This is a genomic window from Pseudomonas sp. SG20052, assembly GCF_031766055.1.
GTDB lineage: Bacteria > Pseudomonadota > Gammaproteobacteria > Pseudomonadales > Pseudomonadaceae > Aquipseudomonas > Aquipseudomonas mandelii.
In genome coordinates this window covers 2,981,359-2,996,099 of record NZ_CP134498.1, presented here as the reverse complement: position 1 = coordinate 2,996,099, position 14,741 = coordinate 2,981,359, and the positions used below count along the sequence as shown (strand labels likewise).

Sequence of the window (14,741 nt, the reverse complement as noted above, 5' to 3'; positions counted from 1 at the left end):
ATGTCTGTTAAACATCTCCGTTTATTACTTACTCATCACGGCTGTTGCAACAGCCCTGACTAACCCGCTTGCACCTGATAGGAAACCTTGCCATCCAACAGTTCTTGCACCGGACTGCTGTCGCCGCCCGTTTGAGCGCTCCCCCAAGTCACCACGCGGCCGTCCGAGGTCAGCGCCGTGAACGCGGTACTATTGGCGTAAATGGCTCGTACATCGGTCAACCGGCTTTCCACCGCAGATGTATCGCCCCCCAAGCTTTTATTCCCCCAGGCCACAACGCTGCCATCCTTGCACAGGGCTGCAAAGGCTGCCGACGAGCCAACCACCTGAACAATGTCGCGCCGTTGTGCAATATCGGCAGGTATTTCGCCACCAGCTGAGCCATCTCCCCAAGCGACAACCTGACCGTTGGTGCAAAGAGCAGCAAATGCGGAAAAGGTGCAGCAGACTACTTCAATATCAGTCCGGGCCTCTATTTCTGGGTTGCCGATGGTGCCACCCCCCATTTGGTGCCCCCAGGCCACAACCTGGCCGGTGGAACGCGTTGCAGCAAAGGCGAACTGATTGGCGCAGCACAGTTCGTTGACATCGGTCAGTGAGGCGATGGGTGCCGGCAGGGTTCCCCCGGTACTCCGGCCCCAGGCGACGAGACTGCCCTTTGCGCGCAATGCGGCAAAAGCATATTGGGTGCCGAGGAAGGTTTTGAAGTCGGAAAGCATCGCGATCTCGGGCGGCAGCGTTCCACCGGTGTCAGGTTTGCCCCAAGCCACCAAATGCCCGGTTTCCCGTCGTGCGACAAATACACCGTCACTGCCCACGCACTGCACAATGTCCCTCAGCGCGCCGATGGACTCGGGCACTTCGCTACCCTGTCCCCAGGCCACCACTTGCCCAGTGTTTTTTATACCGGCGAACGCGCTTTTGCCACCGCTGACCTCAACAAAATCCGAAGAACTGATACCGCCCATATTCCCGCCAGCGCCCGCGTCGCCCCAAACCGCCACCGTTCCATCGGCTCGAAGGGCGGCAAAAGCGCTGGAAGTGGCGCTGACAGCAGTGATGTCATTCGGGGGCGCAGTGTCCGCAGGGATCGCTGCACCCAAATCCGGATGCCCCCAGCCGACGAGGCCCCCGTCATCAGTACGCGCGACGAAGGCGCCCCAACTGCCAATAATGTTCGCCGAATTCAGGATGACCTGATCGTCGCCGACGCGAACATGCAGTGCCTGTTGCTGGGTATCGCGCCAGGTGTGGGCCGTTGTCCAGTCGTTGTCAGTCGCGTACTTCCACTGCGCAACGACTGGCTCCCCGGTAAGGGCATCAAAGGCGCGCAGTAGACGTGACGTACCGGACAGCCCAAACAGGTGGGGACTCGAGCGCGCGCCTATGACTTTCAGGCGGCTTGAACCCGTCACGGCTTTCTTGAATGCGGGTGCTGGCGAAGGGGTGTAGTCGGGTTGAACAGACATGATGTTGACTCCTGTCGAGGGTTTGAGTGACGGAGTCAATTAAGGCCTGAAGTAATGGTGGTGGCTACTGTCAGAAATAACAGGTAGGAAGGGGTTCCCGACAAGCGGTGGACTTGGGCGCGCTCCCTTTTTCTTCTAAACAAATCTATCCCCACGTCTCTGAAAAACGCTTGGTTGAGGAACAGCCTCAGCCGCCTCCCCTGGAGGGGAAGCGACGGTGGTGGATGAACTTTAGTTCTAGTCATTGACTGGGGTTATATATAGGCCAGCCCCGGAAAAGTTCTGTCGATCTCAGCCTTGTAATAGCCTTCCCACCGCCTTGTTTCCAGCCAATACCCCGCGACAGACCCTCTATACGGATGAATAACTTCACGGGGACCGCTCCAATAGTTTTGAGTAACGGTAAGGGTATATTTCATGTTGAGAAGACGATCATGCACTAACAAGTCGTTGTTTATAGGCCAAGAAGCGCCTTGTGAGGTTCGCCATGATTCATAGGCATTCCAAGTGAGAGGCGTTGGGTTATAGATGTATTGGGTGACGTTGAAGCAAGTCACCAGGATCTCCCTTGTTTGGCCTGCACTGTCGGAAACGGTGATGGTGGCTATTCCATTCCCCTCACTTCGTATCATTCCGCTGTTCCTGTCGACCGAGGCGATCTGTACGTTGGAAGATTCAAAGGTTATAGGGGGCACACCGCCGCTTGCGAAACGCCGCTCGAAAGTGTCAGCCGGGTAGTCCCCTGTGGGAACCCATGGGAGTGATGTGCCGACAATCGAGATATTTTCCCCCCTCAAGACAAGAGGAGTGGTATCGACGACTAATGCCGGGTGTGCGGTAACCCTGTAGCTACGCAGCAGGAAGGTCACCGCAGCACCTTCATCAGCCTGTTTGGCGAAGTTCACTTTGAACGTGACCGTCACCTCCGTGCCGCTCCCGAGGGCTTTCAACCACTCAACCGGCGCCAGCGTGGTAAACCCCGAGGCGGACTGATGGGCTTGCCCCTGCCGCACGAAATTCACTGGGCTACCCTGCTGGTCAAACCCGTCATAGCGCAACCAGACGAACTGTCCCGCCACCTGCAAAAGCCATTGCGCAACGCTCAAGGTATCGGTGGCCACAAGCTTCATAACATCCAGCTCCAGACCCGTCTGACCGGCGATCACCGGTCTCGGCAACCGTGCATCCCCATCTAAAATCCGGTTGACCGTCAGCATCAACGGTAACGATTGGGCAATCGACTGCCCGCCACGTACCAGTTCCCAACGCAATTGCGGCACCTTGCCATGCCACGCCCCGAGAAACGACGCATCCAGGGTAAACGTCGCCCGATGGTTCGAATCGAGCGGCAACACCGGAAACAGCGGTTCACCCGGCACAGCGTTGAGCAGGACCAGACTCGCCTGATCCCCCGGCAGCGAGGCCGCATAGGTGACCTGAACCGTCACACCTTGCGGGTAAGCGAGTGGATCGACCGGATTGGCGGCAGGGACTGGCGTATCCAGGGTAATCGGGCTTTCACCGATCACTCGTGCCACAGCGGTTGCAGAAGTAGCAATCACCGCCCCACCCCTTTTCAGCGTATACACCATCGTCACCACACTCTGGGCGATGACCTTGTCGTTCGGCACCTGCAGTATGCAAGGCTTCTTCTGCCCGAACGGATCGGCCTCGACCACCCCGCTTACCGGCACTACCACGTCCACCGGTTGTCCGGGTACTTTCGCCGTGTAGGTTGCTTCAATGGTGTCGCCCGGCAGGAAACGGTGGTCGGTGGTGATGACAATCACCAGCAGCGGTCCACCGGCCAGCTTCTCCAACTCGATCAGGGTGGAATCATCCCCCGGATAATCCTCCATCCTTTCCAGCATGATCGGTGCTTTCAGACGAGTGCCGGCCAGGTCTTCGTCCACGGTTTGCGACGCCGACCACACCGCGTCGGTGTCTGGCGTGTTACCGAGCTGGTCGGTGACGGTGTAGGAAAAATCGAGCTTGCCGCCTGGTCTGATGGCGCGCTCCAGATAGGCACGGGTGACCGTAAAACACGCGGTAATCGGGTTCGGCGAACCAGGATTCGGCGGCTTTGGCGCCTCATCCGCGCGAACCTGGTGGGTCATGATCTCGCCGTTACATTTCAAGGTGATCGTGTCGTGAGCTCGGCAGTACGGATAGGACACGCACACCTGCGCACTGACAAAATCGGCGCCGACGCCGTTGCGGATTTCGTCGGGGAGCAACAATGCCAGCTCGGAATGGCCGTCGATTTCGGGGCGGGTGTCTTTCAGGCCGGGCCGGATCTTGTTGTAGAGCATGATCAGTGACAGGGACGTGCCGATGTTCTGACTGCCGCGCAGGATCGTGTAAAAAAGCAAGTTGAACCGGTCGGTCTGCAAGCGGCCCTTGGGGATGCGCAATGTGGTGATGGCATTCACATCGGTGATGATTTCACTGTCCAGGAACGTGGTGTCGCCCTCCAGCCACAGCTCAATCACATCGCCCGGATCGACCGTGCCCGACAAAGGCGGATCCACATTGACGGTCGCGCCCAAGCCATCGATGACCAGGTCATAGATCACCAGCGAGACGCCGATCTCTGCGTCTACAACCGGAAGGGTAGCGCCCAGTACTCGCGGACGATCCAGCACGAGGAAGGCGTTGTCGGGGGATTGGGCGGTGGTCATGTCTGAGGCTCCGGTGCGGTGGACGTTGGTGGGAGCTATCAAATAACGGAACGGCAATGGCGGCTACTGTCAGAACTGACAGTGGCGACAAATGGTCATGAGGGTTTATGGGCGTTGATCTCATGCGTAGGATTTGGCAATCAAAATTCACGTTAAAGATGCCAGATCTTCAAAGGATTTTTACCCATGAGCTCGATCCTCGACCTGGAGATCTTCGTTCGCACCGCCGACTCCGGCAGCATCTCCGCCGCCGCCCGTACTTTGGAACTCACCCCTGCCGCTGCCAGCATCGCCCTCAAACGCCTGGAAACCCGACTCGGCATCCGCCTGTTCGCGCGCTCCACGCGCAGCATGCGCCTGACCGAGGAAGGCCGGCGTTATCTGGAAAGCGTGCGTCTGGCTCTGGCCGCCCTGGCGGACGGTGAACAGGCCCTCAAGCCTCAAACCCAAGGCTTGAGCGGCGTATGGCATTGCTTATAAAGCCTGGCTGGATGTCGCCGCCGATGTGCAGGCCGGGCGGCTGGTGACGCTGTTTGATGACTGGCAAGGCGAAAGCGTGCCGTTCAATTTGCTGTGCCCGCATCGGGTGCAGGTCTCGGAGCGGGTCAAGGTGTTGCAAGCGTTTCTGCAAGAACGTTGTCATGCACTTTGCGTATAAATTCACTTTTCGACGCGCAGGCGTTCTGGTATTTGATTGAAGCTTTCCCACGGTAAAAGGATTTCCTCATGAGTTATCGCACGCTGGGTCATTCGGGTTTACAGGTGTCGACCCTGACCCTGGGCACCATGATGTTCGGCGAACAGACCAGTACCGAAGATTCCCTGCGGATCATCGACAAGGCCTGGGACCAGGGCATCAATTTCATCGACACTGCGGACGTCTACACCGGCGGCCGTTCCGAAGAGATCGTCGGCGAAGCGATTGCCGGCAACCGTCACGAATGGGTGCTGGCGACCAAGGTCGGCTTTGGCCCGGTGGACGGTGTGCCGAACCGCAGCGGGTTGAGCCGCAAGCATATTTTCAATGGCCTTGATGCCAGCCTGACGCGTTTGGGCACTGACTACCTCGACATCTATTACCTGCACCGCGAAGACCACAACACGCCGCTGGAAGTGACCGTGTCGGCGATTGGCGATCTGATTCGCCAGGGCAAGATCCGGTACTGGGGCCTGTCGAACTACCGTGGCTGGCGGATTGCCGAGGTGATCCGGGTGGCGGATCAGTTGGGTGTTGATCGGCCGGTGATCAGTCAGCCGCTGTACAACATCGTCAACCGTCAGGCCGAGACCGAGCAGATTACGGCCGCGCAAAACTATGGTTTGGGCGTGGTGCCTTACAGTCCGCTTGCGCGCGGAGTGCTCAGCGGCAAATATGCGCCGGACGTGAAACCGGACGCCAACAGCCGCGCCGGTCGCGCTGACAAACGTATTCTGGAAACCGAATGGCGAGTGGAGTCGTTGCGTATTGCCCAGCAGATTCAACGGTACACGCAGGAACGTGGCGTGGGCATTGTCGAGTTCGCCATTGCCTGGGTGTTGAACAACAGCGCCGTGACATCGGCGATTGTCGGACCGCGCACCGAGGAGCAATGGGATGCGTACACCAAGGCGCAGGCAGTGAAGATCACGGCTGAAGACGAGGCGTTTATTGATTCGCTGGTCACGCCGGGGCATTCGTCGACGCCAGGGTTCAATGATGTGAGTCATTTTGTTTCAGGGCGTAAACCGCGTAACGCCTGATATTTTTCGCGAGCAGGCTCGCTCCCACAGTGGACCGCATTTCAAGGTGGGAGCGGCTTGCAGTGAAAATAGTCCACGGATGACCGCGATCCTGTGGGAGCGAGCCTGCTCGCGATGAGGCCCTCACACCCGACACACCTCGCACTGCAATGGTGCAAAACCCCGTAAACCACGCCCATTACCGTGACTTGCCAGTCCCGTTTTGACCCATACCGAAAAATAAACCTGCCCTTCGTCGGTGCGTTTCCCCCTACAAGCGTTGTGCCTTTACCCTCTCCCCACCGATTGTCGAACAATTTCGCCACTTGACCTGCCCCGCTCTAGGATCTGGCCTAGACTCATTTTCGCGAGGTAAAACCGGTCAGTCATCTGGTGGTAAAAAACTCGAAACTTTCGGTCCTGCCCAAGGGTCAGGTTAAAGGTAGGGCCTCAGCGACTGGTGCATTCCTTGCAACGGCCCCTTCACCCTTTCTGCATTAGCGCATGGGGCAGCATTTGCTCACCGATGCGAAGCGCGTTTGCGCCCGGCCACAGGATTTGGCCACGAACACCGTTGGTGCCAGACCTAGAATTAGATCAACAACACGGGAGATTCATATGATTAGTGCGGCTTTAGATATTCAGGGAGAGCGTGCTCATCAGCAGGTCGGCGAATCAAGCGCCGTGAATGCTCCGAGCGCCAAATCGATCAGCGTACCAGGCACCAAAACGCTGTCACCGGCTGCCAGTCAGAATCCGAACAGAAAGAAGGTATTGTTCGTCACCTCCGAGATCGCCGATCTGGTCAAGACCGGCGGCCTGGGTGACGTTTCCGCAGCGCTGCCCCGGGCCATGTCTCATCTGCACGATGTGCGGGTGCTGATCCCCGGTTACCCGCAAGTGCTGCACAGTGAAAACCCGATCCATATCATCGGTGAACTGGGTGGGCACGCCGCACTGCCACCCTGCAAGATCGGACGCATGGACATGCCGGACGGTCTGGTCATTTACGTGTTGATCTGCCCCGAACTCTACGAGCGCGAAGGTTCGCCTTACGGCGCCAACAACGGCCGCGATTGGCCGGACAACCACATTCGTTTCGCCCGCCTGGGCCTGGCCGCCGCCGATATCGCCGCCAATCTGGCACAAATCCACTGGTGCCCGGATCTGGTGCATGCCCATGACTGGCCAGCCGGCCTGGCACCGGCCTACATGCACTGGCGTGGACAGCGCACCCCGACGCTCTTCACCATTCACAACCTGGCCTATCAAGGCGTCACCAGCCTGGGGTCGTGCCCTGAACTCGGTATTCCCAACCATGCCTTGCAACAGGAAGGCATGGAGTTCTACGGCAAGATGTCGTTCCTCAAGGCCGGCATGGCCTATTCGAGCCACATCACCACCGTCAGCGCCACTTACGCCCAGGAAATCACCACGCCGGCCTTCGGCTGCGGTCTCGACGGCTTTCTCGCCGCCAAGACCCAGCAAGGCCTGCTCAGCGGTATTCCGAATGGCATCGACGAAAGCTGGGACGCCGCCACCGACCCGCACCTGTTCTGCCCGTTCGGCATCGGCGACTGGGACGGCAAAGCAGTCAACGCCGCCCATGTCCGCGACCTGTTCGGCCTGGAAGACTCCGAAGGCCCGCTGTTCGCCGTGGTCTCGCGCCTGGTCTATCAGAAAGGCCTGGACCTGACCGAAGCGGTCTCCGAATACATCGTCAACAACGGGGGCCAGATCGCGATCATCGGTCGTGGCGAGCCTGAAGAAGAACAAGCCATGAGGGAACTCGCCCTGCGCTTCCCCGGGCAAATCGGCGTGCGCATCGGCTTCAATGAAACCGACGCCCGTCGCATGTTCGCCGGCAGTGATTTCCTGTTGATGCCGTCGCGTTACGAGCCATGCGGCTTGAGCCAGATGTACGCCCAGCGCTTCGGCTCGCTGCCGGTGGCCCGCAATACCGGCGGTCTGGCCGACACCATCGAAAACGGCGTGACCGGTTTCCTGTTCGACGAATCCACGGTGGAGAGCTATCAAGAAGCCCTGAGCCGCGCGTTCAAGGTCTTCGCCTTCCCCGGCCTGCTCAGCGCCATGCGGTGCCGCGCCATGGCCGCGCCGTTCAACTGGTGCAAGGCGGTTGAACCCTACGCCGAACTCTACGAACGACTGGTCGCCAAAGCCCTGGGTAAATCGGGCAAACAGTAAAAAGAGGTTTTCAACGATGCCGTTACGGACCCTTGAGACCTGGCCCCACGGCGCAATCATGCTGGACGCAGAACACACGCGTTTTGCCTTGTGGGCGCCAGATGCGTTTTACGTCAGTGTCGAACTGGAAGATGGACAATCCTTGCCGCTACTGCCTCAGGCTGATGGCTGGTTCGTGATCAAGACCCGTTGCACGGCGGGTACGCGTTACCGCTACAACATCGATGGCGAGCTGGAAGTGCCGGACCCGGCCTCCCGCGCGCAGGCCGGCGATATCGGCGACCACAGCGTGGTGGTCGATCCACTCGCCTATCAATGGCAGAACAGCGCCTGGACCGGCCGCCCCTGGAACGAGGCGGTCATCTACGAATTGCATGTCGGTGCGCTCGGCGGCTTCAGTGAAGTCGAGAAGCACCTGGCGCGCCTCGTTGATCTGGGCATCACCGCGATCGAGCTGATGCCGCTGGCGCAGTTCCCCGGCGATCGCAACTGGGGTTACGACGGGGTTCTGCCCTACGCGCCCCAATCGTCCTATGGCACTCCCGAACAACTTAAACACCTGATCGACACCGCCCACGGCCATGGCCTGGCGGTGATTCTCGACGTGGTCTACAACCACTTCGGCCCGGACGGCAATTACCTGCATCACTACGCCAAGGGCTTTTTTCGCGAAGACAAGCACACGCCTTGGGGCGCGGCCATCGATTTCCGGCGCCGAGAAGTGCGGGACTTTTTTATCGACAATGCGCTGATGTGGTTGCTGGAATACCGCTTCGATGGTCTGCGCCTGGATGCCGTGCACGCCATTGAGAGCCCGGACTTTCTTCAGGAACTGGCGCAGACGGTTCGCGAGCAAACCAACCCCGCGCGGCACGTCTGGCTGACGGTCGAGAACGAACACAACCAGGCCAGCCTGCTGGAGGAAGGATTCGACGCGCAGTGGAACGATGACGGCCACAACGCCTTGCACGTTTTGCTGACCGGTGAAACTGACGCCTACTACGCCGACTATGCCGACAACCCCACGGAAAAACTGGCGCGCTGCCTGAGCCAGGGCTTCGTGTTTCAGGGCCACGTGACCCGCCACGGGACAACCCGGGGCGAGCCCAGCGGTCACCTGCCGCCCAGCGCGTTCGTGCTGTTTTTGCAGAACCATGACCAAATCGGCAACCGTGCCTTCGGCGAACGCTTGCATCAACTGGCTCCCCTCGAAGCCCTGAAAGCGGCGACCGCGCTGTTGCTGCTGTCGCCGATGATCCCGCTGATGTTCATGGGCGACGAATTCGCGGCCGAAGAGCCGTTCCTGTTCTTTACCAGCCATCACGGTGAGCTGGCGGAGCTGGTCCGCGAAGGGCGACGGAATGAATTCGCGGCCTTCAGCGCCTTTGCCGATCCTCATAGACGCGAACAGATACCCGATCCGAACGCGCCTCAGACCTTTGAAGCGTCGCGGCCAAAACTGACCGCCACCCGGCAATCGGCCATGCAGGGGCTGTATCACCAACTGCTGCGGATTCGCCACGACCACATCATCCCCCACCTGCCGGGCGCTCAAGCCCTGGGTGCCGAGGTGTTGGGCGAAGGTGCAGTGACAGCGCGCTGGCGACTGGGCAATGGCCGTCAGCTGCGCATTGACCTGAACCTCAGCGACAAGCCAGTGGTCCACTCCCCACAGGCCGACGCCAGGTTGTTGTTCGAAACGCCGCCTCAGTCAGCCGGCCTGTTGGAACAGGGCACCCTTGCCCCGTATTGCGCGCTAGTCAGCCTCACGGCCGCAGCCCCCTTGCTACCCCCGGATGGAGAGCGCCAATGAGTGATGCGCAATTGGAAATACTGGCCGGCCGTGCCGGTTTGGCAGTCGACTGGATCGACGCCAACGGCCGCCCGCAGAAAGTCGCCCCCTCGGTATTGCGCAATGTCCTGATCGGACTCGGCCACCCGGCCAGCACCGCACAGGAAATCGACGCCAGCCTCCTGCAATTGCAGGAGGTGCAACAGACCCGGCATCTGCCGCCGCTCATTACCGCCGATTTCGGCGTCAGCCTCGACCTGGCGCATTTCTTTGAACCGGAATCGCCGTGCGAGATCCACCTTGAAGATGGCTCACGACTCAACCTGAAACTGGACGCCGAGGCCCAACTGCCCGGCCTGGTTCCGGTCGGGTATCAGCACGTCAGCATCGACGGACAATCATTTACCCTGGCCGTGGCACCAGCGCGTTGCTACAGCGTCGGCGATGCCGTCGACAGTCCGATCCCGCGCACCTGGGGCCTCAGCGTGCAGTTGTACTCGCTGCGTCGCGCCGGCGATGGCGGGTTCGGCGATACCCAGGCGCTGGAAGACCTCGCTCGAGTGGCCGGCGAACGCGGTGCCGAGGCGCTGGCGATCAGTCCGCTGCACGCGATGTTTGGCAGCGACACCCAACGCTACAGCCCGTATTCACCGTCCAGCCGGTTGTTTCTCAACAGCCTCTACGCTGCGCCGGGCGCTATTCTCGGCGAGCGCGCGTGGCGTGCCGCGATAGACGCCACCGGCCTCGCTGCCGAACTGCAACACCTGGAAGAACAGCCGCTGATTGACTGGCCCGTGGCCGCCGAAGCCAAGCATCGTTTGCTGCAAGCCTTGTATGAGGGCTTCGTCCAGGGCGAACACCCGTTGCATGCCGATTTCAGCAGTTTCCGCCACGCGGCCGGTGAGGCACTGGAAAACCACTGCCGCTTCGAAGCCATACAAGAAGCGCGCGCCGCCAAGGGTGAAACCCTCGACTGGCGCGAGTGGCCGGAACAATGGCGCGACCCGCGCAGCGCCGCCCTCGCCGAATTTGCCGAAGAGAACGCCGGTCGCATTGGCTTCTTCGCATTCAGCCAATGGCTGATCACCCGTTGCCTGGAGCGCGCACAAACCGCCGCCCGCAGCGCGGGGATGAGCATTGGGCTGATCGCTGATCTGGCGGTGGGTGCCGACGGCGGTGGCAGTCAGGCGTGGAGTCGCCAGGACGAACTGCTCGCCTCACTGACGGTGGGAGCGCCACCGGACATTCTCAACCGCACCGGCCAGGGCTGGGGCATTTCCGCGTTCTCTCCTGAAGGCCTGGTGCGCAACGGCTTTCGCGCTTTCATCGAAATGCTCCGGGCCAATTTCGCCCACGCCGGCGGATTGCGCATTGATCACGTCATGGGCCTGCAACGGCTGTGGGTAATCCCCAATGGCTCGCCGCCCGCCGACGGCGCCTACCTGTATTACCCGGTGGACGACCTGCTGCGCCTGCTCAGCCTTGAATCCCATCGCCATCAGGCGATCGTACTGGGCGAAGACCTCGGGACGGTGGCCGATGGTCTGCGGGAAAAACTCATCGCCCGCTCGATCCTCGGCATGCGCGTGCTGCTGTTTGAACAGGACAACGCGCACTTCAAATCGATTCTCGACTGGCCGGACAACGCCCTAGCGACCACCAGCACCCATGACCTGCCGACGCTCAATGGCTGGTGGCATGGCCGTGACATCGACTGGAACGCCCGATTGGGCCTGGTCGATGCCACGGGTGAAATCGAATGGCGCCATCACCGTGAGCGCGAGCGTGAAGGCCTGCGTCGCGTGCTGAGCGAGGACCCGCAGAACTTCCGCGAAGAATCCCATGAGACGGACCAGATACTGGACGCGGCGGTACGCTTTCTCGGGCATACCCGGGCACCGCTGGTGTTGCTGCCACTGGAAGATGCCCTGGGCATCGAACAACAGGCCAACCTGCCCGGCACCATCGACACGCACCCCAACTGGTCGCGGCGCTTGCCGGGCAGCAGTGAAGCGCTGCTCGATGACCCGGACGCCTCGCGGCGCCTGGAATTGCTCGCCTGCGCGCGACTTCAGGCTGGCGAGCGTGACCAATGAATCAGTCAATACAACCGCTGCCGCTTCGCGCGTCGTTGCGCCTGCAATTCCATAAAGGCTTCACGCTGGATCAAGCCGTGCCGTTGGTGCCGTACTTTGCCAGCCTGGGCATCAGCCACGTCTATGCCTCGCCACTGCTTGCTGCCCGCGCCGGTTCAATGCACGGGTACGACGTGGTGGACCCGACCACGGTCAACCCTGAGCTGGGCGGTGAAGCGGCCCTGCGTCGCCTGGTTGCGGCCCTGCGCGAACACAAAATGGGGCTGATCCTCGACATCGTCTCCAACCACATGGCCGTCGGCGGTAGTGATAACCCTTGGTGGCTGGACTTGCTGGAATGGGGACGCCTGAGCCCTTACGGCGAGTTTTTCGACATTCAGTGGCACTCACCCGACCCGCTGATGGAGGGCCAGTTGCTGCTGCCTTTCCTCGGCAGCGATTACGGCGTCGCCTTGCAAGACGGCACCCTGCCCTTGCGCTTTGATGCACAACGCGGTGCATTTTATGTCGAGCACTACGAGCATCATTTCCCGATCTGCCCGTCGAGCTACGGTGAACTGCTGCGAACCGACGACGAGCAACTCAAGTTTCTCGCCGACCGTTTCAGTGCTTTGAGCTACCAGACCGACTCGCACAGCCTGGCGCAACCGCTGAAGGCAGAGCTGCGCGAACTGGCCAGTGACCCTGCGATCCTGCAGTGCATTCAGCAGAATCTCAGTGCCTACGATTCGCTGACGCCCGATGGTTTTAAGCGGCTGCACAACCTGCTCGAACGCCAAAGCTATCGGCTGGCCAGTTGGCGCACGGCGGCGGATGACATCAATTGGCGGCGTTTTTTCGATGTCAACGAATTGGGCGGCCTGCGGGTCGAACGCCCCGCCGTGTTCGAAGCGACCCACGCGAAAATCTTCGAGTTGGTGGCTGAAGGCCTGGTCGACGGTCTGCGCATCGACCACATCGACGGCCTCGCCGACCCGCGCGGCTACTGCCGCAAACTACGGCGTCGGGTCGATACGCTGTCGCCCGACCGGCACCTGCCAATCTACGTCGAGAAGATTCTCGGTGAAGGTGAAACCCTGCACCGCGACTGGTCGGTGGACGGCACCACCGGTTACGAATTCATGAACCAGTTGTCGTTGCTGCAGCACGATCCCGAGGGTGAAAAGGTTCTGGGTGAACTGTGGAATCGCTTCAGCGAACGGCCCGCCGACTTCCGTCAGGAAGCGCAATTGGCGCGCCAGCAGATTCTCAACGGCTCCTTGGCCGGCGATTTCGAGAGTGTGGCCCAGGCGTTGCTGCAAGTGGCTCGGGACGATCTGATGACCCGCGACCTGACCTTGGGCGCGATCCGTCGGGCGTTGCAGGAACTGATCGTGCATTTCCCGGTGTACCGCACCTACATCAGCCCGCGTGGCCGTTCTGCCGAAGACGATGTGTTTTTCCAGCAGGCCATGGACGGTGCCCGGCAGACCCTCGGCGAGGCCGATTGGCCGGTGCTCGATTGCCTGGCCGGTTGGCTCGGCGGTGAGCCGTGGCGCAAACGCCCGGTGGGTCGTCAGCGCAAGATCCTCAAGCATGCCTGTGTGCGGTTCCAGCAACTGACTTCACCCGCCGCAGCCAAGGCTGTGGAAGACACCGCGTTCTATCGCTCAGCGGTGCTGCTGTCGCGCAATGATGTGGGCTTCAGCACCGAGCAATTCAGTGCGCCGGTCGCCGATTTCCATGCCGTCTGCATCAATCGCCTGGAGCAGTTTCCGGACAACCTGCTAGCCACCGCCACCCACGACCACAAACGCGGCGAAGACACCCGCGCGCGGTTGGCGGTGTTGAGTGAACGCAGCGCCTGGTACGCCGAGCAGGTCCCGCTGTGGCGGACACTTGCCCGGCCCTTGCGTGAAGACGACCAGATGCCCTCGGCGGGCGATGAATTGATCCTGTATCAAGCGCTCCTCGGCAGCTGGCCACTCGACTTGCACGGTTACGATCAACCGGCGCTGGAGAACTACACTCAACGGGTGTGGCAGTGGCAACAAAAAGCCTTGCGTGAAGCCAAATTGCAAAGCAGCTGGAGCGCGCCGAACGAGGCTTACGAAAACGCCGTTCAGCAATTCCTGCAACGCTTGCTGCTCAGCCCTGAAGGCGAGCTCTTGTGCACCGCACTCAGCAAAGCCGCCAAGACCATCGCCGTCCCCGGTGCCCTCAACGGATTGGCGCAAACCTTGCTGCGCATGACCGTGCCGGGGATCCCGGACCTCTACCAGGGCAACGAGTACTGGGACTTCTCGCTGGTGGACCCGGACAACCGTCGGCCGGTGGATTACGTGAGCCGCCAACAGGCGATGCAGGTGCCGTTGAATCTGCCTGACCTGTTGACCAACTGGCGTGACGGGCACATCAAGCAAACCCTGATCAAGCAGGTGTTGAACCTGCGGGCCGAGCATGCGGAGCTGTTTCGGCGAGGGACGTATCAAGCCCTTGAGGTCGTGGGCAGCCAGGCTCACCGAGTGCTGGCCTTTGCTCGCGAACATCAGGGAAAACGGGCCATCGTGATCGTACCGATTCGATGCGCCCCGCTGCTGGAAAACAGTGCCGAACCCTGGGTTGACGCGCTGCGCTGGGGCGATACACGGGTGAAATTACCGTTCACCGCCTCTGAGGAAAATCTGAAGGGACTTTTCTCGAGCACATCAGTCACACACCACAGGGAGCTGAACATCAGCGCCGCGCTGGGGGATTTCCCGGTCAATCTCTTTATTCAAACGTTTACCCAAGCTTGAGT

General features: G+C 60.6%; 7 protein-coding genes and 1 pseudogene. 6 read left to right on the top strand and 2 right to left on the bottom strand.

The window, feature by feature from the left end; translation table 11 throughout:
- Positions 1–59 precede the first annotated feature (59 nt).
- Together RHP74_RS13665 and RHP74_RS13660 are read right to left on the bottom strand one after the other, a co-directional pair.
- Entirely contained in the window at positions 60–1,469 is a 1,410-nt protein-coding gene (locus RHP74_RS13665) for a hypothetical protein (protein ID WP_311099947.1), read from the bottom strand.
- Positions 1,470–1,723: 254 nt separating this feature from the next.
- Positions 1,724–4,150, bottom strand: coding sequence for a hypothetical protein (locus RHP74_RS13660; RefSeq protein ID WP_311099946.1), 2,427 nt, complete (start codon positions 4,148–4,150; stop codon positions 1,724–1,726).
- A 186-nt stretch (positions 4,151–4,336) separates the two neighbouring features.
- Between RHP74_RS13660 and RHP74_RS13655 the strand changes: the two are divergent.
- From RHP74_RS13655 to RHP74_RS13630, 6 genes and pseudogenes are all read left to right on the top strand, one after another.
- Positions 4,337–4,808 (top strand): annotated as a pseudogene (locus RHP74_RS13655) (LysR family transcriptional regulator).
- A gap of 68 nt (positions 4,809–4,876) precedes the next feature.
- Entirely contained in the window at positions 4,877–5,890 is a 1,014-nt protein-coding gene (locus tag RHP74_RS13650) for an aldo/keto reductase (protein WP_304818350.1), read from the top strand.
- A gap of 597 nt (positions 5,891–6,487) precedes the next feature.
- Positions 6,488–8,074, top strand: coding sequence for a glycogen synthase GlgA (gene glgA, locus RHP74_RS13645; RefSeq protein ID WP_010459959.1), 1,587 nt, complete (start codon positions 6,488–6,490; stop codon positions 8,072–8,074).
- Positions 8,075–8,090: 16 nt separating this feature from the next.
- Entirely contained in the window at positions 8,091–9,887 is a 1,797-nt protein-coding gene (gene treZ / locus RHP74_RS13640; protein WP_077749958.1) for a malto-oligosyltrehalose trehalohydrolase, read from the top strand.
- Positions 9,884–11,962 (top strand): 4-alpha-glucanotransferase, encoded by a 2,079-nt coding sequence (malQ, locus tag RHP74_RS13635; RefSeq protein WP_010459957.1) that lies wholly within the window; start codon positions 9,884–9,886, stop codon positions 11,960–11,962. The genes treZ and malQ overlap by 4 nt, the downstream gene beginning before the upstream one ends.
- Positions 11,959–14,739 (top strand): malto-oligosyltrehalose synthase, encoded by a 2,781-nt coding sequence (locus tag RHP74_RS13630; protein WP_311099942.1) that lies wholly within the window; start codon positions 11,959–11,961, stop codon positions 14,737–14,739. The genes malQ and RHP74_RS13630 overlap by 4 nt, the downstream gene beginning before the upstream one ends.
- Positions 14,740–14,741: the final 2 nt, after the last annotated feature.